The organism is Halosimplex marinum, assembly GCF_051414075.1.
Classification (GTDB): domain Archaea; phylum Halobacteriota; class Halobacteria; order Halobacteriales; family Haloarculaceae; genus Halosimplex; species Halosimplex marinum.
Genome location: NZ_JBLKNY010000004.1, coordinates 1 through 22,799, shown reverse-complemented (window position 1 = coordinate 22,799; position 22,799 = coordinate 1). Strand labels below are relative to the sequence as shown.

At 70.8% G+C, this 22,799-nt stretch carries 17 protein-coding genes and 1 tRNA gene; 4 read left to right on the top strand and 14 right to left on the bottom strand.

Annotated elements, in window-relative coordinates; all coding sequences use genetic code 11:
* Positions 1–92 precede the first annotated feature (92 nt).
* The 8 genes from ACMGFI_RS08415 to ACMGFI_RS08380 form a co-directional block, all read right to left on the bottom strand.
* Entirely contained in the window at positions 93–1,079 is a 987-nt protein-coding gene (locus ACMGFI_RS08415) for a phytoene/squalene synthase family protein (RefSeq protein ID WP_436908884.1), read from the bottom strand.
* Between the two features lie 194 nt (positions 1,080–1,273).
* Positions 1,274–1,510 (bottom strand): DUF8015 family protein, encoded by a 237-nt coding sequence (locus ACMGFI_RS08410; RefSeq protein ID WP_436908883.1) that lies wholly within the window; start codon positions 1,508–1,510, stop codon positions 1,274–1,276.
* A gap of 217 nt (positions 1,511–1,727) precedes the next feature.
* Positions 1,728–3,776, bottom strand: coding sequence for a serine hydrolase domain-containing protein (locus tag ACMGFI_RS08405; protein ID WP_436908882.1), 2,049 nt, complete (start codon positions 3,774–3,776; stop codon positions 1,728–1,730).
* Positions 3,777–3,909: 133 nt separating this feature from the next.
* A complete protein-coding gene (locus ACMGFI_RS08400; RefSeq protein ID WP_436908879.1) occupies positions 3,910–5,226 on the bottom strand; it encodes an RNB domain-containing ribonuclease in 1,317 nt (438 codons plus the stop codon).
* 103 nt (positions 5,227–5,329) lie between these two features.
* Entirely contained in the window at positions 5,330–5,626 is a 297-nt protein-coding gene (locus ACMGFI_RS08395) for a DUF7562 family protein (protein ID WP_436908878.1), read from the bottom strand.
* A 123-nt stretch (positions 5,627–5,749) separates the two neighbouring features.
* Positions 5,750–6,172, bottom strand: a complete 423-nt coding sequence (locus ACMGFI_RS08390; RefSeq protein ID WP_436908875.1) for a DUF2267 domain-containing protein — start codon at positions 6,170–6,172, stop codon at positions 5,750–5,752.
* Between the two features lie 64 nt (positions 6,173–6,236).
* Positions 6,237–7,601 (bottom strand): MFS transporter, encoded by a 1,365-nt coding sequence (locus tag ACMGFI_RS08385; RefSeq protein ID WP_436908874.1) that lies wholly within the window; start codon positions 7,599–7,601, stop codon positions 6,237–6,239.
* 400 nt (positions 7,602–8,001) lie between these two features.
* A complete protein-coding gene (locus tag ACMGFI_RS08380; protein WP_436908872.1) occupies positions 8,002–9,255 on the bottom strand; it encodes a hypothetical protein in 1,254 nt (417 codons plus the stop codon).
* A 319-nt stretch (positions 9,256–9,574) separates the two neighbouring features.
* On the opposite strand from ACMGFI_RS08380, the gene ACMGFI_RS08375 reads away from it, so the two are divergent.
* Positions 9,575–12,289 (top strand): cation-translocating P-type ATPase, encoded by a 2,715-nt coding sequence (locus ACMGFI_RS08375; RefSeq protein WP_436908871.1) that lies wholly within the window; start codon positions 9,575–9,577, stop codon positions 12,287–12,289.
* A 104-nt stretch (positions 12,290–12,393) separates the two neighbouring features.
* Positions 12,394–12,855 carry a pyridoxamine 5'-phosphate oxidase family protein gene (locus ACMGFI_RS08370; RefSeq protein WP_436908870.1) on the top strand — a complete coding sequence of 154 codons (462 nt, stop codon included), beginning with the start codon at positions 12,394–12,396 and terminating at the stop codon, positions 12,853–12,855.
* 20 nt (positions 12,856–12,875) lie between these two features.
* Here the strand turns inward: ACMGFI_RS08370 and ACMGFI_RS08365 are convergent, their stop codons facing one another.
* The 3 genes from ACMGFI_RS08365 to ACMGFI_RS08355 form a co-directional block, all read right to left on the bottom strand.
* Positions 12,876–13,454 (bottom strand): VIT1/CCC1 transporter family protein, encoded by a 579-nt coding sequence (locus ACMGFI_RS08365; RefSeq protein ID WP_436908869.1) that lies wholly within the window; start codon positions 13,452–13,454, stop codon positions 12,876–12,878.
* 2 nt (positions 13,455–13,456) lie between these two features.
* Positions 13,457–13,747, bottom strand: coding sequence for a DUF211 domain-containing protein (locus ACMGFI_RS08360; RefSeq protein WP_436908868.1), 291 nt, complete (start codon positions 13,745–13,747; stop codon positions 13,457–13,459).
* Positions 13,748–13,841: 94 nt separating this feature from the next.
* Positions 13,842–14,918 (bottom strand): flippase-like domain-containing protein, encoded by a 1,077-nt coding sequence (locus tag ACMGFI_RS08355; RefSeq protein WP_436908867.1) that lies wholly within the window; start codon positions 14,916–14,918, stop codon positions 13,842–13,844.
* A 731-nt stretch (positions 14,919–15,649) separates the two neighbouring features.
* Between ACMGFI_RS08355 and ACMGFI_RS08350 the strand changes: the two genes are divergently transcribed.
* Positions 15,650–16,981 carry a glycosyltransferase family 2 protein gene (locus ACMGFI_RS08350; protein ID WP_436908866.1) on the top strand — a complete coding sequence of 444 codons (1,332 nt, stop codon included), beginning with the start codon at positions 15,650–15,652 and terminating at the stop codon, positions 16,979–16,981.
* Between the two features lie 543 nt (positions 16,982–17,524).
* Positions 17,525–19,747, top strand: coding sequence for a beta-glucosidase (locus tag ACMGFI_RS08345; protein ID WP_436908864.1), 2,223 nt, complete (start codon positions 17,525–17,527; stop codon positions 19,745–19,747).
* A gap of 43 nt (positions 19,748–19,790) precedes the next feature.
* On the opposite strand, the gene ACMGFI_RS08340 is transcribed toward ACMGFI_RS08345, so the two are convergent.
* From ACMGFI_RS08340 to ACMGFI_RS08330, 3 genes are all read right to left on the bottom strand, one after another.
* Complete coding sequence (locus ACMGFI_RS08340) at positions 19,791–21,308, bottom strand: FAD-dependent oxidoreductase (protein ID WP_436908863.1); 1,518 nt, start codon at positions 21,306–21,308, stop codon at positions 19,791–19,793.
* A 148-nt stretch (positions 21,309–21,456) separates the two neighbouring features.
* Positions 21,457–21,529: transfer RNA gene (locus tag ACMGFI_RS08335), tRNA-Arg, on the bottom strand.
* 73 nt (positions 21,530–21,602) lie between these two features.
* On the bottom strand, positions 21,603–22,187 hold the full coding sequence (locus ACMGFI_RS08330; RefSeq protein WP_436908861.1) for a 2Fe-2S iron-sulfur cluster-binding protein: 585 nt from the start codon (positions 22,185–22,187) through the stop codon (positions 21,603–21,605).
* Positions 22,188–22,799: the final 612 nt, after the last annotated feature.

Below are 22,799 nucleotides of genomic sequence, written 5' to 3'. Positions count from 1 at the left end.
TTTTTTCGAGGGATCAACCCGATAGCGCCGGCTATCGACGGCGGAGACGGGATCGGCGGGGGGACGGAAAAACAGCCAGCGACGGGAGACTCCTACGCGACGTGGCCCGTGACGCCGTCGGTCTCGACGCCGTCGCCCTCGCCGCCGGGCGAGACCGCGCTGACCGCGTAGAAGGTCGCCTCGGGGTCGCGGTGGCGCCGCCAGTGGACCCAGGTCCGGACGAGCAGGTAGCCCCTGCGCAGGCGGCCGAGTTCCGGCGTCTCGGTCAGCACGTCGTAGTCCCGGGCGCGGATGAGCCGGTGGTGTTCGGCGTAGAACACCGCCGCGAGCAGGACGCCGAACTGGCAGTCCTCCGGGAGCAGGCGGATGCCGGCGACCCCCTCGCGGTACAGCCGTTCGGTCCGCTGGAGCTCGTGGCGCATCGCCGCGACGAACCCGTCGGTGACGGTCGGCTCGGCCAGGTCGGCCTCGTCGACGCCGAACCGCTCCAGCGTCTCCCCCGGGATGTAGACGCGGCCGTAGTCGCGGACGTCCTCGCGCACGTCCCGCAGGAAGTTCGTCAGCTGGAACGCCTCCGCGAGCGCCTCCGCGTGCGGTTGCGCCCGCTCGCGGTCCTCGGCCGGGACCGCCATGGCGTCCATCATCATGTTCGCGACGGCGACCGACGACCCGCGCATGTACGCCTCCAGGTCCTCGAAAGCGGGGTAGCGGGCCGTCTCGATGTCCTGGACCATCGCGTCGACGAACACCTCGACCTCGCTGTCGTCGATCCCCGTGCGGTCGGCCAGCGACCGGAACGCGTCGAGGACCGCCCGCTCGTCGTCGGTCAGGTCGGCCTCCCTCTCGGGGTCGAGGTCGCCCAGCGCCGCCGCCCGCATCGCTTCGAGTCGGCGACGCTGGATCTGGGGGTCGGGGTCGTCCGTCCGGTCCACTACCTCGTCGGCGATCCGGAAGAAGGCGTAGAGGACGTACGTCGCCTCCCGGACCCGCTCGGGCAGGAGCTTCGTGGCGACGTAGAACGTCCGCCCCGTCCGCCTGTGGATCTGCTTGCTCGTGTCGATTTGGTCGCTGGCTGGCATATTTGAGTTTGGAGCACCGGTGTTCGCTGCTGGCCGCGGACGTGATCCCACAGTCGGCGCACGGCGGGGACCGTCGCGAACCACGACGCGACCGGGCGTTCGTATCTATACGTTCGCGAGATATTTAATAAACGACCAACCAAACTGGTTTGGAACGGACGTACTCTCGGACAATAGACCCCTTACCGCCGGCGTCACCGACTGCGTCCGTGACCGGGCGGGTTGACGAACAGCCCGTCCGCGACGGCGAGCGCGCCGACCACGGACGCCCCCGCCACGAACACTCGCGCGGGAAGCGGCGACACGGTCGACCCCACGAGCGCCAGCAGGAACGCCGCGGGTATCACCAGTAGCAGGAGGTCGTACCGGGAGAGCTGTCGACCTGCTGTGCGGTGCTCCCCTGTGCGTCGAGTCCTGTCGCTGGTGGCCATCGGTTCGTCACCTCTCGGTTACACGTACGTACGGATCCCACTAAACTGTTATGCTGGATCATGTCTCCGAACACACTTCGAACAGTCTCTGAACTGCCGTGAAATATTCTCATATTATTTTGGTGGCTACGGAAGATCCCGGAGACGGAAGTTGCTATCCGGTACGTATCGCTCGACGGATCTCGGAAGGTCTGACATTCGTGCGGTCGCACCGCGGTCACAGCGGCGGGACCAGCAGGTTCCAGTACCACAGCAGCCAGCAGGCGGCCGCCAGCGACGCGGCCACCAGCGCGTAGTGGACCCGGCCGATCCGACCCCAGTAGCCGTCGGTCCACGAGCGGACGGCGAACGCGACCGTCGCCGCGGCCCCTACCAGACCCAGTACCGGCAGGGCGAACAGGGCCGCGAACGTCAGCGGGGGGGCCGACAGGACGGCGTACGGCGCGACGGCGAGGTGGACGAGCGCCGCCACCGGGAAGGCGAGTATCGCGACGGCGGCCCCGACGGCCACCGCACGCGCGAGCGTCGCGGGTCGGTCGCGCCACCGTCGCGGATCGACGGCCACGTCCGCGTCGCTCCGGGACCTGAACCACCCGACAGCGGTGGCCGCCGGCCACCCGAACACCGCCGAGAGCAGGCCGACCAGCGACAGGACGGTCAGGACGGCGTGCAGGGAGAGTCGGTCGGCCCCGCCCACGCGGCCGTACGCCGTCGTCGGGTTCGCGCCGCGGTGGAGGTACTCGATGTCGTCGCCGTCGCTCCCGGTGTCGAACGCCAGCCGTTCGCCCCCGTCGACGCGTTCGAAGACGAGGGGTTCGATCTCGACCCACCGATTCGTCGTGCTCCCGCCGGTCGTGACCAGCGCGCCGTCGTCCGCGACGCTCACCTCGACGGTGCCGGCCTGGAGCGTGGTCGTGACCCGGTCGTGCCAGGTCCACGACCGGCGCAGCGACCGGTAGGTGCCGCCGAGGTCGTCGGCTCGCGTCGGTTGGCCGTCCGGGGAGAGCGTCCCACCGTCAGCCGACTCCGAACCGGGGTCGGGGCCCGAGTCGGTGCCGGGGTCGGGCAGCAACTCCGAGCGGAACCCCTCCAGGACCTCCTCCGCGGCCGCGCCGCCGTCGGCGCCGTTGTACGCGACGAACAGCCCGAGGCCGCGCTCGGGGACCAGCAGGAGGTCGCTGTAGAACGTCGGCGTCCCGCCGCTGTGTCGGAGCGTCCGCACGTCGCCGTAGTCGCTCTCGACGAACCCGAAGGCCATCCCCGGCAGCCGCTCGTGGGCGGTCGCCCACTGGCGCTGGCAGGCCGCGACGGTCTCGGAGGCGAGCACCTGCTCGCCGTCGACGACGCCCCCGTTCAGGTGCAGTTGCATGAACCGAGCCATGTCCTCGGCGGTCGTCGACAGCGCGCCCGCGGGAGCGAGCCCGAGGTAGGGGAACTCGCCGCCGGCGTAGGCGGCGCCGGGCCCGTACCCCGTCGCGTGAGCGTCGGCCAGCGGGTCGGGGAGCGGCTGGCGGAAGCTGCTGTCTCCCATCCCTGCGGGGTCGAGCAGGTCCGCAGCGACGGCCTCGTGGAACGGCTCGCCGGCGACCGCCGCGAGGACTCCGCCGGCGACGGCGTACCCGTAGTTCGAGTAGGCGGGCGCCTCCCCCGGCGGCCGGACGCGAGCGTGGCGCCACCGGCGGAGCGCCTCGGGGAGCGGCCGCAGGTCGTCGGCGTCGGTGATCCACAGCCCCTCGTTGGACATCTCGTAGCCCGCGCGGTGGGTCACGAGGTCCGCGAGCGTGACCGACCCGACCGCGTCGCCGAGACTCGCGTCGAGATACTCCGAGACGGGCGCCTCGGGGTCGATCTCCCCCTGCCGGATCCGGGCCATCAGCGCCGTCCCGACGACGGGTTTCGACACCGACCCGACGCGGAACGGGGTGGTCGCGTCGACGGGCCGCTCGCTCTCGCGGTCGGCGACGCCGTACCCCTTCGCGAGCGCCACCTCGCCGTCGGCGACGACGGCGACGGTCGCGCCCGTGGCCGTCCGCCCCTCCAGGCTCGACTCGACGAGGTCGTCGACCAGCGATTCGATGTCGGTGTCCCCGCCGGCCTCCTGCAGGGCGGCCCCTCGGTCAGTTCCGGGCGGCTCGGTGTCGGACGGGAGGAGGTCGGCCGCGTCGGCGTCGAGCGGGGCACCTTCGGCGGACGCGACCGCCGCAGACCCCGTCGCGACGGCCGCGGCGCCGGCGAGGAACCCCCGTCGAGTGGGCGACTCCGTCATCGCGACGAGGGTTCAGTCGGTCGGGGGAAATAGGTTTGGCGCAGGAATTTTCTATCCGCGATCCGAGATGTTCGGGGACGGGGGCACCGGACGGTCCGAGCCGGCGGGCCGACGCCGGCGCCCGCTGGCGGCGCTACTCCTCGTCGTCGATCACTTCGAGGCCGCGGTTGTTGACGGCGCTGGGGTCGAGGCCGACCTCCTCGAGGAACTGCTTGTACTCGCGTTCGCACTGCTCGGCGTCCTTCTGCTGGTCGGAGGCGTGCTTGCACAGCGCCTGGAGGTCCTCGGGCACGTCGTTGGTGTGGACGATCCAGTGGTTGATGAGGTCAGAGAGCCGGCGGATGGGCGAGGTGAAGTGGCCGTAGATCTCGAAGTTCAGCGCGTGGTGGCCGCCGAAGGGGTCGCTCATGTACTTCGCCCGGGGCATCACGAACATCACGGCCCGCTGGATCTTCGAGAGCTGGCGACCCGGGGCCTCTTCGAGCGTCGCGTTGACGGCCTTGCGGGGGTCGTCCCAGGCGCTCCCGGGGATCGAGACGCCGTCCAGATCCTGGATCTCCTGCAGGGCCTCGTCCCACTCCTCGGGGGAGGGCTGGGGGTGGACGCGGTACATCGCCTCGACGCCGCGGTCCCACATGAGCTCGTGCGTGACGGCCTTGTTGGCCTTGAGCATACACTCCTCGATGATGGTGTGGGCGCGGTCGCGGGCCGGGTTCAGGACGAGCGAGCCGTCCTCCTTGCGCTGCTCGTGCATCCGGTCGGCCAGGTCCCAGACGAGTTCGGTCTTCTCCGCGAGGTCCACGTCGGTGTCCTCCAGCATGTCGTCAGCGCTGTCGGGATCGTCGAGGATCTCCTCGGCCTCGGAGTAGGTCAGGCGGGCGTCGGACTCGATGACGGACTTGTAGATGTCGATCTCCTCGTAGGAGAGCGTCTCCGGGTCGAGGTGCATCTCGACGGTGTGGGCCAGCCGGTCCTCGTTGGGGACCAGCGAGCAGACGGTCTCGGCGAGGATCGGCGGCAACATGTGGATGGTGTAGTCGGGGAGATAGACGGTGTTGCCCCGCTCGACGGCCTCCTCCCACATCGCGGTGTCGGGGGTGACGTAGTGGGTCACGTCGGCGATGTGGACCCAGAGGACGTACTCGTCGTCCCGTTTCTCGACGGAGATGGCGTCGTCGAAGTCCTGGGCGTCGATGGGGTCGGTCGTCCAGGTCGTCATCTCGCGCAGGTCCCGGCGCTCGTCGATCTCGTCGGCGATCTCCTCCTGGACGCCCTCGGTACGGGCCTCGGCCTCCTCGATCACCTCGGACGGGAACTCGTCGCGGATCTCGAACTTCTCGAACAGCTCCTCGCGCTTGTTGGCCAGGTGGCGGGCCATCTCCTCGTCGATCTCGACGGGGCCCTGGCCCTCGACCGTGCCTGCCTGGGCCTGGGCGTCCTCGGTAGTCATGTAGCGGGCTATGACCAGGGTACAGATAGGCTTTCTGTGGTGGCCCCGCCGCGGACGGCGGAGTCAGCGGGGCCGAATCGTCCCGAACCGACCGCCGACCGCGTCACCGCTCCTCGACGGAGTCGCCGCGGTCGGCGAGTTCGAGATAGGTCGCGAGAAACGTCTCGCGGTCGCGGTCGTCGGCGGCCGTCTCCACGTCTTCGAGGAAGGCTTCGAGGTTCCCGCGAGGCTGGTGACAGCGCTCGCGGTCGCAGGGCTTGCAGAGGTACTCGAACTCCTTGCCCTCGCGGTCCCAGCGGTCGCCGAACTTGTCGTACTCCCGGGCCGACGACCGGGCGACCGAGTCGCCGCAGGCGATGCAGGTCACCTCGTCGCGACCCCGTTGGCCGGAGCGCCACATGAGTCGCGCTTGGGGCGAACCCCACTTAGCGCTTGCCGCTGATCACTGAGGCCGCGTTAAGTAGGCGCTGGGGCCGCGCCCCCGCGAACGACCACCCGCGACGACCGCGTGACAGCGTCCGGGTCACTCGGCCGCCGTCCCGCCGTTCTCGACGAGTTCGAACAGGTCCGCCCACCCCTCGTCGGCCGGCAGCTGGTCGCGGAGCTGGTCGAGCTGTCCCTCGGGGACCGCCTCGGCGACGACGGCGACGACCGTCCGGGCGTGGTGGGCCGCGTCGGCACGGTCGTCCGGCGCCGTCTGCCCCTCCCGATCGGCGACGCGGTCGAGAAAGCCGTCCCAGTCGAAGTGCTGGCCGTGCTCCGCGACCGCGCCCGTCAGGTAGAAGTCGATCTCCATCGGGAGCGGGCCCGCGAGGTCGGTGGCCTCGCCCGCCTGGATCCGTTCGCCGAGCGTCGTCAGCGTCGCGCGGGTCGCGCGGACGGCTTCCCCCGTCCCGGGCAGTTCGAGGCGGTGCTGGACCGTTCCGGTGAACTCGTCGAAGTTCATCGCGTTCGAGCTACACCGGGCGGGCCCAAAAGCGACGGACCGGCAACTGCGCGGTCCGCGGTCGCTACTCCCCCTCGCGATCCGACCCGGCGGTCACGCCGAAGGCCGCCGGGTCGGCGTCGGCGACGGACGGGAGCCGCCGGAGTCGCGGGCGGACGGCGAGGTACAGCGCCGTGAAGCCGAAGCCGAACGCCGCCAGGCCGACCGTCGTCGCCGCGCCCAGCAGTTCGGCGACGAGCCCGCCGGCCAGCGATCCGAGGGGGAGCGTCGCGCCGGAGGCCGTCCCCTTGGTCGTCGAGACGCGGCCGAGCAGGTCCGGCGGGAAGACGGTCTGGTTCAGCGTCGCCGTGAGCACGCCGCTCGCGCCCGCGGGAACCCACGCGAGCCCGAACAGGACGACGGTGAGCGCCGGCGACGGCGCGGCCACCGCACCGAGCCAGCACGCGGCGCCCGCGGCGTTGCCGACGAGCAGTAGCCGGCCGTAGGCCACGCCCTCCAGGTACGGCGCGACCAGCGAGCCGACCAGTCGACCGACGCCGAGCGCTCCGAGCAGCGCCCCGTAGACGGCCGGGCCGCCGAGCGCGTCGCCGTAGGCCGGCAGGACCGCGAGCGTCACGCCCGTCGCGAGGTTCGCGACCGCCGTCGTCAGCACCAGCTCGACGAAGACGGTGCCGCGCAACGCGTCGATCCCGTCGCGCAGGTCCGCGACGTACGAGCCGAGTATCGACCCGTCGTCCGTATCGGACGCCCCGCTCCCGTCGGACTCGTCGGCCCGCTCCCCTGCGTCGTCGGACCGCGAGACCGCGACCCCGGCGAACAGGAGCGCGGCGAGCGCGAACGTCCCCGCGTCGAACAGGAACAGCGCCGTCGCGCCGAAGACGGCGATAAAGACGCCCCCGAGCGCGTCGAATATCATGTCCAGTCCGAGCGTGACGGTGGCCAGCGCGGAGTTCGCCCGCGACAGCTGCTCGTCGGGGACGATCCGCGGGACGACCGTCGCCTGCATCGGCGCCATCAGCAGGGTCGCGAGCGTCAGGAGAGGGACGACCGCGAAGATGACGCCGACGCTCAGGTGCCCGGTCGCCGCCGCGAGCGGCAGCGCGAGGACGACGACGCCCTGTAGCAGTTGCGACCCGACGAGGACCGGTCGAAGGGGAAGGCGGTCGACGACCGGGCCGGCGAGGACCTGCAGGAGCCACGGGAGCAACAGGACGGCGTTTGCGACCCCCGTGAGGACGGTCGAGCCGCTGAGCTCGAAGACGAGCCACAGCACCGCGACGGTGTAGAGGCTGTCCCCGGCGTTGGTCACGAACTGCCCCGCGAAGAACCGGCGGAAGTCGCGATTTCGCCACAGCGACGGCTTCGCGGCGGTCTCGGCGGCGCCGGTCTCGGCGTCCCTCCCGTCGGCCGTCTCGGTCGCGGCGGTCATCGAGGACCACCTCCGAGGGACGAGTCGGAAGCGGTCAGCGGGTCAGAGGATGGTTCGAGCGGCCGCGGCGGCCGCGAGCGATTCGACTGTCGGGACGGAGCGTGCGCGGACGAGCCCCGGCCGGTGGCCGTGGGCTCGGCGGATGTCGGCATGTGCGTGTGTGTTCGACCGAGAGAGTGCGGCTACGGAACCGTAGCGAAGCGAACCCGAGTGCTGCGGCTATCGGGCCGCCCGCGCGGCGTGGAGCGGGACGGGGTCGAACACCGGACGACCGACGATCCGGCGGGTCATAGAACGCTTCGTCCGGATCGATCCGGAGGTCGCACTTAGAACTGACGGCGGTGTGGGACAGTGTCGCAGTCCCGGTCCTGCCCCCGACCCGACGGTCTCACCGAGTCGCTCACTCCCCGGCGGGACTCACGTCGTGGCGGAGCGCCCAGCGGTCCTCGCAGGGGTCGAGCCGGTGGGGTTCGCTGCCGCGCTCGGTGAGGACTCCGGCGTGGTACAGCATCGCCTTCAGCTGGAAGACGGTCGGCGAGTGGTAGGCGTCGCCGTCGACCAGAACGTCGCCGCGGAGGTCGCCGTCGTCGGTCAGCGCGCGACCGCGGACCCCCTCGTCGCCGCGGAGGAACAGCTCGACGGTGAAGGTGGGATGCAGCTCGTGCAGGTACTCGACGAACTCGCGGAGCGTGGGGCGGCGTTCGCCGTCGTCGTGCATCGACTGGAGTTCGGTCACCAGAAGCTCGGTCGCGGGGTAGGCGTAGACGACGCGGCGGGCGAGCTGTCCCCACTTCGGCGCGACCTCGCAGAAGCGGCCGCGCGAGCCCTTCCAGGCCTCGAAGGCGTCGAGCGCGGCGTCGACGCTGCCCGCCTCCGCGAGCGCGAAGCGGACGACCTCTTTCCCGAGCGCCGTCAGCGCCGTCCGGTCGGGCTCGACGGCGACGAGGTTGAGGAACGCCGCGCCGTCGCGGGCCGCGTCGGTCGCACCGACGACCCGCTCGGCGAGGACGGTCTCGGTGTCGCGGTCGTGGCCCACGGCCAGCGGGTAGGCGAGGTAGTTCTTCGGGTGGTTGAGCCCGAAGCTCTTGCCGGCGACGCCCTGGGCGCTGGCCTGGAAGCGGATGCTCGTCGCCGCGTCGGCGGTGCGGTTGCCGACGACACGGGGGCGTTCGACCGCCCGAACGTCGCCGTCAGTCCCGACCGCGAGGACGCCGACGTTGCACTCCCGCGCGAGCGAGCGGTCGGTCTGGGTGATCGCCGCGGCCGGCGCCGCGAGGAAGGCGACGTTCGCTTCGCCGAGGCGGTCGCGGGCCTGGACGATGCCGCGCTCGGTGTCGACGCCGCCGCCGGCGTAGCCCTTCGCCTCGACGGCGATCAGCGGCGGCTCGCCGCCCAGCCGGTCGACCGCGAGCAACTCGTCGTCGAGCGGGCGCACGCCGACCAGGTCGGGGTAGCCCGAGCCGACGCGGACGTGGTTGAACGGCGCCAGCGCCTCGCGGACCGCCTCGTCGACAGTCGTCCGGTCGACCCACCGCTCCTGCGCGAACTGCGTGTCGACGACCGCGTAGGCCTGAGCCCCGTCATCGGGGAATAGCCGCCGCTTGGCCCGGGCGAGCACGCGCGGTTCCGTCAGGTCGTCGGCCGCCGTCGCCATGGTACCCCGACTGGCGAGCTCGCACAAAAAGGGTGGTGTCGCATCGCCAGTCGCCGCGGTCACGTCTGGTACCCCGGATATCGTCGCCGTTCGCGTGTCGCACGCCGATCCAGGTGGGGATCCGCACTATCCCCGGAGCACTGTATGAACTACATATCGCTATATTGAATCCGGAAGTGCGCGTCGAGTGGTCGACGAGGCGGAACACAGAATTACAGGCGGTTCGGGCTATATCTGTGCGATTTCGGGAACCTGTGGGTCGCGCGACCGGCGCCAGCCTACCAAACACCGATGGGGCCAGCGGGCGAATTCCGGTCCAGTGACAGATACCCCACACAGCCGGCCGGTCGACGAGGTGCTCGCCGAGGCGGGGGTCGACGAGTCGGGGCTGTCGGCGGCCGAAGCGGCCGAGCGTCGCGGCGAGCACGGGCCGAACGAGATCGCTCGCGGCGCGGCCCGCTCGCCGGTCGACATCTTCCTCGCGCAGTTCGACAGCTGGCTCATCTGGGTGCTGCTCGCCGCGGCCGCCCTCTCGGTGTGGGCCGGCCACGCCGTCGACGCCGTGCTCATCACCGTGATCGTCGTCGTCAACGGCGTCTTCGGGTTCGCGCAGGACTACCGCGCCGAGCGGAGTCTCGAATCGCTCCGCGAGTTGACGGCGCCCACCGCCGTCGTCCGCCGCGACGGCGGGACGGCGGAGGTAACGGCGACCGAACTGGTTCCCGGCGACGTGGTCGAACTGTCGGACGGCGACGTGGTACCGGCGGACGGTCGGCTCGTCGAGACGACGGGGCTGGAGGTCGACGAGGCGGCGCTGACCGGCGAGAGCCTCCCGGTCTCGAAGTCCGTCGAGCCGGTCGAACCGGACGCGCCGCTGGCCGAGCGGTCGTCGATGGTGTACAAGAGCACGGCGGTCACGAGGGGGAAGGCCGCCTTCGTCGTGACCGCGACCGGCGAGGACACGGAGGTCGGGGGCATCGCCCGGCAGCTCGCCGACACGGAGGAGACGGAGACGCCGCTGCAGGCCGAGCTGGACGACCTCGGGCGGACGCTCGGGCTCGGCGTCGTCGCGCTGGCCGCCCTGGTCGTCCCGCTGCTGTGGTTCCGCGGAGTCGAACCGCTGCAGACCGCGCTGACCGCGGTGTCGCTGGCCGTCGCGGCCGTCCCCGAGGGGCTGCCAGCGGTCGTGACGCTGACGCTCGCGCTGGGCGTCCGCCGGATGGCCGACGAGAACGCCCTCGTGCGCCGCCTGCCCGCCGTCGAGGCGCTCGGCGCCGTCGACGTGGTCTGTACCGACAAGACCGGCACGCTCACAGAGGGGCGGATGGCCGTCAGCCGGCTGTGGGTCGCCGACGGCGTCGTCGACTTCGACGAAGTGACCGACGACGCGGCGGGCGATGGGGCGGCCGCCTCGAACGGCGGCGCGGCCGCGGGGATCGACTCCGCGGCGGGCGCGTCCACGACCGAGGCCGACCGCGTCGACCTGCTGCTGCGGGCGGGGGCGCTGTGCAACGACGCGACGGCCGAGGCGGGCGACCCGACCGAGCGGGCGCTCGTCGCGGCCGCCGAGGATCGAGGGTTCGACGTGGCCGCGCTGCGCGAGCGGAGTCCGCGGACCGACGAGATCCCCTTCTCCTCGGAGCGCAAGTGGATGGGGACGGTTCACGGCGACCGCGCCTACGTCAAGGGCGCGCCGGAGGTCGTCGTCGAGAAGTGCTCGCGCGCCCTGACCGACGACGGGTCGGTCGAGCTGGACGAGGCGGGCGCCGAGCGGATCCGCGAGCGGACCCGCGAGTTCGCCGACGACGCGCTGCGGGTACTCGCGGTCGCCTACACCGAGGACGGGCGCGGCTTCGACGCGGACGGCGAGGGGGAACTCGACGGCGCCGACGACCTGACGGACCTGGTGTTCGTCGGGCTCGTCGGGATGATCGACCCGCCGCGCGCGGAGGTGGCCGACGCCATCGCGCGGACGCGCCGGGCGGGCATCGACGTGAAGATGATCACCGGCGACAACGTCCGGACGGCCGCGGCCGTCGGCGCGGAACTCGGGCTCGGGGGCGAGGTTGTCGAGGGGCGGGAGATCGAGGGGCTGAGCGACGACGGACTCCGCGAGCGCGTCGGCGGGGTGGACGTGTTCGCCCGGACCTCGCCCGAGCACAAGGTCCGGGTGTTGCGCGCGCTCCAGGCGAACGGTCGGACGGTGGCGATGACCGGCGACGGCGTCAACGACGCGCCGGCGCTGAAAAACGCCGACGTGGGCGTCGCGATGGGCGTCCGCGGGACGGACGTGGCCAAGCAGGCCAGCGACGTGGTGTTGCTCGACGACAACTACGCGACCATCGCCCGGGCGGTCGAGCGCGGCCGCGCCATCTTCGACAACGTCTGGAAGTTCGTCGCCTACCTGCTCAGTGCCAACGTCGCCGAGGTCGCCATCGTCTTCCTCGCCTCCCTGTGGGGGTATCTCGTCCTCCCGGCCGTCCAGCTGCTGTGGATCAACCTGCTGACCGACGGGCTGCCGGCGCTGGCGCTGGGCGCCGACCCCGAGAGCGGCGACGTGATGGAGCGGCCGCCGCGCGAGCCCGGGCAGGGCATCGTCGACCGACCCATGCTCGGCGTCATCGGCGGTACGGGGGCGGTGACGACCGCCGTCATGCTGGGCCTGCTCGCCGCCCTGCTCGACGGCGCCGCCGAGGTCGACGCGTACGTGCGGACGATGGTCTTCACGGCGTTCGTCGTCCTGGAGTTCGGGAAGCTGTTCGTCATCCGGTGGCTGCGCGAGACGCCGACGCTGTCGAACCGCTGGCTGTTCGCGGCGGTCGCGGGCTCGCTGGCCCTGCAGCTGGCCGTGCTGTACACCCCGCTACGCCGGTACTTCGACACGGTCGCGCTCGGCGTCGGGGACTGGGGGATCGTCGCCGGCGTCTTCGCCGTCACCGTCCCCGCGTACCTGCTCGTGGCCGCGGGCGTCCGCCGCCTGCGCGGGACGGGCGCGGCTGCGGGAGCGGATCCACACACGGAAACGGGTGACTGACCGCGCGTGACCGGGACGGGGATCGAACGGGCGGGATCACCGATCCCCGCCGGATCGACGGCGCCGGCCGCGGGCTTATCAGCGTGACGCGCGTACCGGAACGTATGACCGACGCCGAGGAGATCGAGATGGGGGCGGAGGAGGTCGACCGATTCCTGGGGAGCGGGGGAACGGGAGTCCTCTCGCTGTCGACGGTCGGCGACGAACCGCCGGACGCCGTCCCGGTGTCGTACGGCTACGACGCCGAGGACCGGGTGTTCTACTTCCGGATCTCCGTCGGCCACGAGGACGACCCCGGCGAGCTGGCCGGCAGGCCGGTGACGTTCGTCGCGTACGGCGACGAGGACGGGGACGACGACGGGCGATGGCGCAGTATCATCGCGCGCGGCCGGTTGCACGACACCGAGGAGGCGGGGATCGAAACGGAGACGCTCGCCGAGATGGAGCGGATCGACATCCCGCTGGTCGACGTGTTCGAGGAGCCGCTGCGGATGGTGTCGTTCGACTTCTTCCGGCTCGACCCCGACGAGTTCACCGGCCGGCGGGAGTCGCTCGTCAACGATTGAGGGAACTCCCCGTCCGGTCGCTACCCCGGCAGGAAGACGTTGATGACGGCGACGACCAGCCCCGCCAGTCCCATCCGGGCGGCGGCGACGTACCAGCGCTGGCCGGAGATCGACCCCATGTAGGCGCCGAACGCGCCGAGGACGCCGACGCCGAGCGCGACGGAGACGAGCGCCGCCTCGACCATCGAGAAGGCGGTCCCCTCGAAGGCGAACGGGAGGAGAGTGATCAGGATGCCGATGAGCGGGCCGAGGCCGCTGGCGGCCGCGTGGACGACGCGGGCCCCGCTCTGCTCGTGCTCGATGCGCGTGTCGTCGAGGTCGGTGAGCATCGCCCGCTCGACGCGGCGGACCGCCGCGCGCGTCTCGGCCCGCTCGATCTCCCAGACGCTCCAGACCGCCGAGGTGCCCAGGCCGACGGCCGCGCCGGCGCCGATCTTGATGACCGTCGCGCCGTCGGGCACGCCCGAGAGGACGGCGCCGACGACGACGCCGATGGCCGTGAGCGTCCCGTCGAAGCCGTTGGAGACGAAATAGCGGCGGGCGATCGAGAGCACGTCCTCCTTGCCCAGCAGGCGGCGGGCGCGGTCGAGCGCGGACACGGTCAGCCGTCCTGTGGCGTGGGCCGGTCCTCGACGACGTAGTCGCCGCAGGCCACCTCGTCGATCGAGTGGATCGACCCGCTCAACTCCTCGACGGCGGCCTCGACGGCGTCGTAGTCGAGGTCTTCGCCCTCCAGCGTGACCTTGACGTTCTGGACCTCCTGGTCGAGTTCGACCAGCGACGTGCTCGCGCCCTCGACGGAGTCGAGTTCGCTCAGATGCTCGGTAAAGGCGAGCAGCGGCGGGTCGTGCGGTTTCAGCACGTCGACGACGAGTCGGCGGACGGATGCCATGATGGATCGTCGGGCCGCGACGCACAAAAAGGCGAGTCGCGCCGGGTCCCGCGGACGGTCGCCACCGGCACTGGGGCGCGTCGACGTGCCGGCGTCAGTCGCCGGGGTCGGGATCGCGCTCGCGGAACCACCCGAACGACGCCATCGCGGCGACGACGGCGCCGCCGACGACCAAGGCGGGACCGGACGTGGCGACGCGGTAGACGAGGACGGCCGCGCCGGCGACCGGCGCGACGGCGCTCGTGCCGGCGGCGAGCAGGCCGACCAGCGCGGCGTCGACGCCGCTCCCGCCGGGGGCCGGGACGACCGCCGCCGCGACGGCGGCGGGGATCACGGCCAGCAGGACGCCGACCGAGACCGACTCGCCGACCGCGCGGAAGGAGAGCCACAGCGCGACGACTGTCAGCGCGTGGGCGACCGCCAGCAGGCCGACCAGCGTCGCGATCTGTCGGGGCGATCCCCCGCGTAGCCGCGCCAGCGCGGCCCGGAATCGGTCTACCTGATCCGCGATTGCCGCCCGGTCCGGCGGGGTGACGCGGGGGACGACCCGGAGCGCGGCGGCGAGTCGCGCGGCCGCGGAGACGGTCCAGCCGGTCGCGCGGTCGCGGATCCGCCAGAGGCCGACCCCGCCGGCCGCGGCCAGCGCGACGAGGCCGACGCCGACAGCCGCGAGCGCGGTCACGTCGGCGCTGCCCGTTCCGGCGGTCGCCAGCAGGTACGCGACCCCGAGGACGCCGAACGCGCCGACGAGGACGTTAGTGAGCGCGCTGACGGCGACGACGGCGGCGACGCCGTCCTCGTAGTCGGCCGCCGAGGAGCGCGCGACGAGCAGGCCGTTGACCGGCGCGCCGCCGGCCTGGCCCCCGGGGACGACCGTGCTGACGACCGTCGTGGCGACGTACGCGCCGAGCACGCGACCGACCGGCGCGTCGTGGCCGAGGATCCCCAGGAGGACGCGCAATGCCAGCCCCCTGACGACCAGCACGGCGACCGCCGTGGTGGCGACCAGCGCGACCGTCCCCGCGTCCGCGCCGGCCAGCGCCGACCCGACCGCGTCGGGACCGACGAGCGCCACCGCCCCGGCGACGGCCGCCAGCGTCGCGACCAGCGCGAGGGCTCTGCGTCCCAGTCGGTCCGCGGGGAGCAGGGATCGGTGGGTCGCTGAACTCACGGTTCCACCCGCCGGCGAGGGCGGTCGGGGCCGCTGTTCGCCCGTCGCTGCGCCCTGATGCGTCGCTGTCGGTGCCCGTACATATCGGATCGCCCGTACCGCGTACCCGTGGAGATGGTACCGCAGTTTGGGGTCACACGAGTATAACTGTGACGCGAGTGCCGACCGGCCCCGAGCGTACCCGACGGAAACCACGGACCGCGGAACAGTCCGCGGCGACGTACCCATCGGTGTTCAGTACAGGTAGTGTAGTTAGCGGGGCGGTGCTGTGCGGTCGGCGTGCGCTGTCGTGCGTGCCCGCCTCGTGGCGGGCCGCTCGAAACAGTCGCGCGAGGGATGAGCACCGCACGCCGCAGGCGTGCGGAGCGCAATCGGTTGGGGTGGTATGTGGCCGTCTGCGGTGCTGTGCGGGGCGGTGCAGTCCCTGGTGGACTGAAAGGGCGAGGCGCGCTCGCGCCGATAGTCGTCTGAGCGACCCCTATCCGCGCGGGCGGTGCGGAGAGCGCGGATATCCCGCTCAGCGACCGCGAGCGTGCCAAGGGCTTTCAGCGCCTGCTGACGAGTGCGGTCAGGTTCATCAGACTTCTTTCCAAACGGGAACGGACAGAAACAACTACTCAATTCACGACTCGAACGACAGGCCGTGTACGGCCCCCAACACTTACCGAAGAGCCGGGAGTATCAGCCGGAACAGTACCCGAGCCGGTCGGTCCGCGGGAAGTCTCACGCCCGTGCTCCCCGCGGACACCCGCGCTTCGGTCCCCGCCCCGATGGTCACTCACACCTTCCGCCGGTGGCTCGACAGGGTCTGTTTCGCCCTCGCGGCGCTGGCCGTCGTCACCGTCGGGTTCGTCCAGGGCCGGATCACGGTCACGCTCCCGCTGCTCTTCCTCGGTCTCGGGAGCGTCACCGTCCTGAACGCGGCGGTGGCCTGCCTGAGCTTCGCCGCGACGCTGTCGAGTTCCGCCGCCGTCTTCTTCGCCGAGGTGCTCCGCGAGCGCCGTCGCGGCCCCTACCCGGCGACCGGCCCCAAAATCGCGGCCGTCGTCCCCACCTACGGCGACGCGGGTGCGCTCCACCGCAGCGTCGAGAGCCTGCTGGCCGCCGGCTACGCGGACGTGGCCGTCTACGTCGTCTGCGAACCGGGCGACGAGTCGACGCTGTCGGTCGCGCGCTCGCTGGCCGACCGCCGGCGGGTCACCTGCCTCGTCAACGACCGTAATCCGGGGACGAAAGCCGCCGCCGTCAACTACGCCGTCGACCACACCGACGCCCCCTACGTCGGCGTGTTCGACGCCGACGAGCGGGTCCACCCGACGTTCCTCCCCGCCGCGGCCGCCGGCCTCGCCGACCACGAGGCCGTCCAAGGTCGGACGTTCCCTCGCCCGGACGGCCTCCTGGAGACGGTCACCTACTACGAGTCGGTCGTGCTGGGCTACCTGAGCCACCGGCTGGTCGCCCTGCTGACGGACTTCGACATGGTGGCGAGCAACGCCCTCCTGGTGCGCCGTGACACGTACGAGCGCGTCGGCGGCTACGACCCGCGGATGCTCACCGAGGACTTCGACTTCGCCTTCCGCTGTTACGAGGACGGCGTCTCCGTCCAGTCGTCGTTCGCCTACCCCTCGGAGATCGAGGGCGCTCACACCCTCCGTGACTGGTGGGGCCAGCGCAAGCGCTGGATGACCGGCTACGCCCAGGTGTTCCACCGCCGGCTCGGCCGGCTCGACCCGCTGGACCGCCCGCGCAGCGTCGCCTCGCTGGCCGTCTGCGGCGGCGCCATCCTCGGCAACTTCGTCGTCCTCTCGCTGGTCCCCCAGGCCGTCGTCCTCGGGGCGACCGGGGCAGGAGTCGTCCTCGGCGTGACCGTCGGGGCGCTGGCGGGGGTCTGTCTCGGCGCTCGCCTGCTCGACCGCCGCGTCGGCGTCGTCGACTCGGTGGGCCTCGGCTGGCTACTCGTCCCGTTCGTCCTCCCGTTCTACAGCCTCGCCGCCATCAAGGGGATCGTCGAGTACCCCATCTCCTGGCGCGGCGAGTGGTTCCGCGTCGAGAAAGAGGGGTGAGAGTGGGATCTGCCGACGGGAAATCGGTGATCGGCGCAACAGTGCCCGCGAACTCGACCGCGCCCGCGAGCTCTACGGCGACTGCGAACGCCACGGTAACCGCAAGCTCGACAGCAACCGCAGACAGCGTGAAAGCCCCGACTCGCTCGACTCGGGGGCCTCGCTGCGCTCCTCGGCCTTCGGCCTGCGGTGCTTGCGTCGTCCGCCTTCGTCGAGCGAGTCGCCCCTTTCATTCCCACCCGTGTCGGCTGGCCAGTCAGTGTGTGCGGGTGGGAATGAAAGGGGCCGTCCGCTTCGGGAAGACGGGCGACGCAAGCACTGCAACGAGCGCAGCGAGTGAAGCGCGCAGCGAGCCCCTCGACCGAAGCGGACGGGGGCTTTCACGCTGTCTGCGGTAACGCTCCAGTCCGCAGTCGGTGCGGTCGTGGTCGACGCGGTCGGTGCGGTAGATCAGTTCACCGTCTCGAACGCGATACACGGTACAACTCCAACACCACGAACCCGTCACAACGAATATCCGGGCACCGCCCCTCGTACCGAGAGATGACCGACGGCCGGATCGACGCCCTCCTATCAGATCTGACGCTCGACGAGAAACTGCGGCTGGTCCGCGGCCGGCCCGACCCCGAGGGCCGTGCGACCGGCTACGTCCCGGGCGTCGAGCGCCTCGACATCCCGCCGCTACGGCTCGTCGACGGGCCGCTAGGGGTCCGCGACCGCGAGGCGACGGCGTTCCCGGCGACGGTCGCCCTGGGGGCGTCCTGGGATCCCGACCTGGCCCGGCGCCTCGGCCGCGCACTCGCCGCCGAAACCCGAGCACGCGGCCACGACGTGCTGCTCGCCCCCGGCCTCAATATCATCAGAGTCCCCACCGGCGGCCGCAACTTCGAGTACCTGAGCGAAGACCCGCTACTCACCGGCGACGTGGGCGCCGCGTACGTCGACGGAGTCGAAGCGGGGGGCGTCGGCGCGACGGCCAAACACTTCGTCGCGAACAACCAGGAGCACCGCCGCGACACGGTCGACGCGGTCGTCCCCGAGCGGGCGCTGCGGGAGATCTACCTCCCGGGCTTCCGCGCGGCGGTCGACGCGGACGCCTCGGCGGTGATGGCCGCGTACAACCGCGTCAACGGCCGCTACATGAGCGAACACCGCCGACTCCTCGACGGTGTGCTCCGCGGCGAGTGGGGGTTCGACGGCGTGGTGATGAGCGACTGGTGGGGGACCCACGACGCCGCCGCGGCCGCCGCGGGCGGACTGGACCTGGAGATGCCCGGCGCCTCCGCCGTCGAGCTGTTCGCCCCCCACAGCCGCTGGCTGCGCGCGATGCTCCGCCTCCGGTTGTCCGACCGGCTGGACCTCGATCCGCCGCTGTTGTGGCGACTCGCCGACCGATTCGCCGACGAAGGTCAGCCCGACCCCTACCCCTTCGACTTCTTCGGCGACCCGCTCCGGGAGGCCATCGCCGACGGCCGGGTCGCCGAGGCGACGCTCGACCGGAAGGTCCGGCACGTCCTCGGGCTGTACGAGCGGGTCGGGCTGCTCGACGGCGGACGGTCGAACGGATCGGCACGGTCGGGCAGATCCGGCGACACCGCATCGCCCGTCGACTGGGACACCCACCACGACCTCGCCCGGGAGGTGGCCCGCCGCGGGACCGTCCTGCTGGACAACGACGGGACCCTCCCGCTCGGGAAGGACGACTCCCTCGCCGTCGTCGGGCCGAACGCCGACGAGGCGAAGGTCGGCGGCGGCGGCAGTTCGGAGGTCACTCCGACGCGCACCGTCAGCCCCGTCGAGGGTCTCCGGGCGGGAGCGTCCCGGGTCACGTTCGAACGGGGGGTCAAGCGGGTGGCGAACCCGTCGATGTTCGACCTGCCGGGGTCGGGGCTCCGGCGGCGGCTCCGCGCCGGGCCCGACTTCGACGCCGCGGTAGGGGCGGCGGCCGACGCCGAAGCCGCGGTCGTGGTCGTCCAGGACGGCGCGACCGAGAGCGAGGACCGCGCGTCGATGGCCCTGCCCGGGGAGCAGGACCGGCTCGTCCGCGCGGTCGCCGCGGCGAACCCCCGGACGGTCGTGGTCTGCCGGTCGAGCGGCCCCGTCGCGATGCCGTGGGCCGACGACGTGGCCGCAGTACTCCAGACGTGGTACCCCGGACAGGCCGACGGCGCGGCGCTCGCGGACGTGCTGTTCGGCGCCGACCCCGGGGGACGGCTCCCCGTGACGGTCGGCCGCCGGTTCGAGGACTACCCGGTCGCCGGCGACGAGCGCCGCTACCCCGGCGTGAACGAACACGTCCACTACGACGAGGGCGTCTTCGTCGGCTACCGCGGGTTCGACCGCGACGGCGTCGCCCCCCGCTTCCCGTTCGGCCACGGCCGCTCGTACGCCGACTTCGGGTACGCGGACCTGACTGTCGAGCGGGCCGCGGCCACCGAGAACGGCGGTTTGAACGGACCTGCCCTCGACGTGACCGCCACCGTCGAGAACCGCGCCGGCCGCCCGGGTCGGGAGGTCGTCCAGGCGTACGTCGAACCACCGGACCCGCCGGGCGCGGTCGCCCGCCCCGGGCGCGAACTCGGCGGCTTCGCGTCGGTCGCGCTCGACGGTGGCGAGCGGCGGACCGTCTCGCTCGCTGTCCCGCGCCGGGCGCTCGGCCGCTACGACCCCGGCGCGGGCTGGACGGTCGACCCCGGCGAATACGCGGTCGTCGTCGGCCGGTCCGCACGTGATGGGCGCGTCCGGGGGACTGTCACTCTCGACTGACGGGCGGACGCGGGGGCGGGAAACCGCTCGGTGAGCGGGCGCGTCAGTGCTGGCCGAGCGCGCCGTGGTAGAACTCCCGGTGGTCGTAGTGGTCGGCCACGTCCTCGCGGATCGACCCGTAGTTCCGCTCGACCGCCCGGCGCGTCTCGTCGTCTATCTCGAAGTCGTGTGACTCGTAGAACGCCGAGGTCGCGCCCATGTGGTGGACCAGCGCGTAGAAGTCCAGCGGCTGGAAGAACAGCGGCTCGTCAATCTCGGGGTTGTGCATCGTCGGGCCGACGTGGGCGTCGAAGCCGTTGCGGTCGAATTCCTCGATCAGCAGCTCCGTCCGCGGGCTGAGCTCGATCGACCGGGCGTCCTCCCAGAACTCCGTGTCCCCGTCGGCGTAGGCGTAGTGGACGCTGATGAAGTCGTAGATCGACTCCCAGGTCTCCCGGACCCACGCGTTGTACCGCTCGCGGACCGCGTCGTCGGCCACGCGACCGTGGCCCGACAGCAGCGTCGCGAGCGTGACCGACGCCTTCGCGTTGGCGGTCAGCCCCGTCGACTGCAGCGGCTCGACGAACCCCTCAGCGTTGCCGACCGCCACGCAGTTCTCCACCCACGCCCGTTCGTGATACCCCGAGTCGAACTCGTATTTGACCACGTCGTCGGCGTCGATCCCCTCGCAGTGGGCGACGAACTCCTCGCGGGCCTCGGCCTCCGAGCGGTAGTCCGAGGCGTAGACGTAGCCGCGGTCGCGGTTGTCGTAGGTGTCGATCTGCCAGAACCAGCCGGCCTCGCCCGTGTCGATCACCGTCGCCGGCACCACGTCAGCCAGGTCGATCTCCGACCGGGCGTTCAGCGCCGCGTCCAGCGGCAGGTCGAACTCGCGGAAGTCGTCGCGCTGCTCGGCCCTGAGTACCCGCGAGAAGCCCGTCGCGTCGACGTACAGGTCCGCCTCGTAGGCCCGGTTGCGGCTCCGGAGCCGCTTGATCCGGTCGTCGGCCACGTCGACGGTCACGATCTCGTCGTCGACCAGCGAAACGCCGCGGTCGAGACACAGGTCGCGCAGGAAGTCGTTGAACCGCTCCGTGTTGAGGTGGTAGGCGACGCTGTCGTACTTGCGGGCCCCACCCTCCCGCGGCGAGAAGTACCACGGCGACTTCCCCTGGGCGACCAGCTCCTCGCACTTTGACTGGTGGTTCTCACTGTCGTGTAGCTCCGTGTAGTAGAAGTAGAACGCCTCGTTGGTGTCGCGCTCTTCGGGGTTCGGGAACTTCTTGCTCTGGTCGAACGGGTAGTGGAACGGGTCGCATCCGCACCAGTCCCGGAAGAACACCGACGCCTTCCAGACCGGCTTGACCGCCTCGACGAACGACTGCTCGTCGATGCCCAGGCTGTCGTGCAGGATCTGCTGGATCGCCAGGAACGTGCTCTTGCCGACCTGCGGAACCGCCTGCCCGAAGTCGTCGACGACCGACACGTCCAGCCCCGGATTCATCCGCTTCAGCGCCAGTGCAGTCAGCAGCCCCGAGTCCCCGCCGCCGACCACGGTCACGTCTTCGATTCGATCGCCCATCTCTCCGTGAGGATGGGTGAGTACCCTACAAGAGTTTTATTCCGGTTCGAAGAACAGGTCGACGGCACCGATCTGGAAACCCCGGTCGATCGCACACCGATGGAGCGGACGCGGAGATGAAACTCCGCGTCGGTCGCGGTCGGAGAAGCGAGCCCGCGGGGATTTGAACCCCGGACAACTTGGTCCGGAACCAAGCACTCTGTCCACTGAGCTACGGGCCCTCGTATCGGGGTTACGCGGTGGCACTCTTAACCGTTGTGAGACGCGGCGAAGAGCGGAGAATCCGGGCGGCGGTCAGGGCTGTTCGCCGGTTTCGAGCGTGAAGTCGTCGGTCGGGTAGGCGACGCAGGTCAGGCAGTAGCCGTCCTCCATGTCGTCGTCGAACAGCGCCTCGTTGTGCTCGTGGCGGATGTAGTCGCCGGCGGGGCCGTCCTGGATCTGTCCGGCGCAGGAGACGCACTGGCCCTGGCGGCAGGCGTAGGGGAGGTCCCAGCCCTCCTCCTCGCCCACGTCGAGGATGTTCTCGTTGTTGGCGATCTCGATGGTCTCGCCCTCCTTGGCGAACTCGATCTCGTAGTACTCGACCTCGTCGTCGGGGATGGACTCGGGGTCGAAGCCCTCCGTCTCGTCGCCGCCCTCCTCGCCCTCTTCGAGCTCGGCGCCGCCCTCGCCGGCGGGGATGGCGCCCGCGGCGCCGCCGCCGATCGAGCGGTTCATGGGCTCGGGGAAGTCCGTGTCCGGCACCGCGGCCGCGCGCTGTTCGAGGACCTCCTGGGAGATGTCCGCCGGGGGCTCCCAGCCGGTCCCCCGCGCGTAGTGGACCGCGACGACGACGAGTGTCAACGCCGCCCCGATCGCGACACTCACTGTATCGACCATGTTTGCCGCTTCGGAGTGCCCGTATAACTAACTGACGCTTCAACGGTGGGCTGGAAAAGCCAGCGGAAGGCCGGATATCAGAACACTGCAACTCCTACTTTCCATTAACATAAACTGAACCCGAACAAGTTATCGCTCGCTAACCCTTGGTTGTGATCTGAGAGTCAGTACCGTTGGGATCGACACTTTCGCCCTCACGGTGATCGTCATAGTGGTCCACCAATCGGCGGGACCATCGCCTATAGAAGACTTTGAGAAAATCTTCAGAAGAATCAACAAATCTAGCAGTACTTTGCCACGCTTCTTGTCCTTCCGTTTCGATACGCACGTCTGGCAATATCGAAAGGATGCTTTCGGCAGCTTCCTTAGCCTTTTCAGGAGATCTGTTAGAATCGCTGTCAACTTCAAGTAGATATTCCGCCATGGCAGTGATGAGTTCCTTCTCCGCCGCTTTCTTGATTTCCTCGTCCTCCGTTAGCGCTGATGAAGGGGAATCTATAGAATCCGGTAGAATTTTTTACTCAGAGTGTGTTGCAGCTACTAGTGGATCATCTCGACGAGATCTCCGTCGAGGAACTGCAAGACACCCTCGACAATGTGGACGGAAAGAAA

Excerpts from the sequence above, each read along its gene's own strand:
- ACMGFI_RS08360 (WP_436908868.1), bottom strand. The coding sequence starts at position 13,747 with ATGGCATCCGTCCGCCGACTCGTCGTCGACGTGCTGAAACCGCACGAC.
- ACMGFI_RS08390 (WP_436908875.1), bottom strand. The coding sequence starts at position 6,172 with ATGAACTTCGACGAGTTCACCGGAACGGTCCAGCACCGCCTCGAACTG.
- ACMGFI_RS08410 (WP_436908883.1), bottom strand. The coding sequence starts at position 1,510 with ATGGCCACCAGCGACAGGACTCGACGCACAGGGGAGCACCGCACAGCA.
- ACMGFI_RS08370 (WP_436908870.1), top strand. The coding sequence starts at position 12,394 with ATGACCGACGCCGAGGAGATCGAGATGGGGGCGGAGGAGGTCGACCGA.
- ACMGFI_RS08405 (WP_436908882.1), bottom strand. The coding sequence starts at position 3,776 with ATGACGGAGTCGCCCACTCGACGGGGGTTCCTCGCCGGCGCCGCGGCC.
- ACMGFI_RS08395 (WP_436908878.1), bottom strand. The coding sequence starts at position 5,626 with ATGTGGCGCTCCGGCCAACGGGGTCGCGACGAGGTGACCTGCATCGCC.
- ACMGFI_RS08400 (WP_436908879.1), bottom strand. The coding sequence starts at position 5,226 with ATGACTACCGAGGACGCCCAGGCCCAGGCAGGCACGGTCGAGGGCCAG.
- ACMGFI_RS08385 (WP_436908874.1), bottom strand. The coding sequence starts at position 7,601 with ATGACCGCCGCGACCGAGACGGCCGACGGGAGGGACGCCGAGACCGGC.
- ACMGFI_RS08415 (WP_436908884.1), bottom strand. The coding sequence starts at position 1,079 with ATGCCAGCCAGCGACCAAATCGACACGAGCAAGCAGATCCACAGGCGG.
- ACMGFI_RS08340 (WP_436908863.1), bottom strand. The coding sequence starts at position 21,308 with ATGGGCGATCGAATCGAAGACGTGACCGTGGTCGGCGGCGGGGACTCG.
- ACMGFI_RS08330 (WP_436908861.1), bottom strand. The coding sequence starts at position 22,187 with ATGGTCGATACAGTGAGTGTCGCGATCGGGGCGGCGTTGACACTCGTC.
- ACMGFI_RS08380 (WP_436908872.1), bottom strand. The coding sequence starts at position 9,255 with ATGGCGACGGCGGCCGACGACCTGACGGAACCGCGCGTGCTCGCCCGG.
- ACMGFI_RS08345 (WP_436908864.1), top strand. The coding sequence starts at position 17,525 with ATGACCGACGGCCGGATCGACGCCCTCCTATCAGATCTGACGCTCGAC.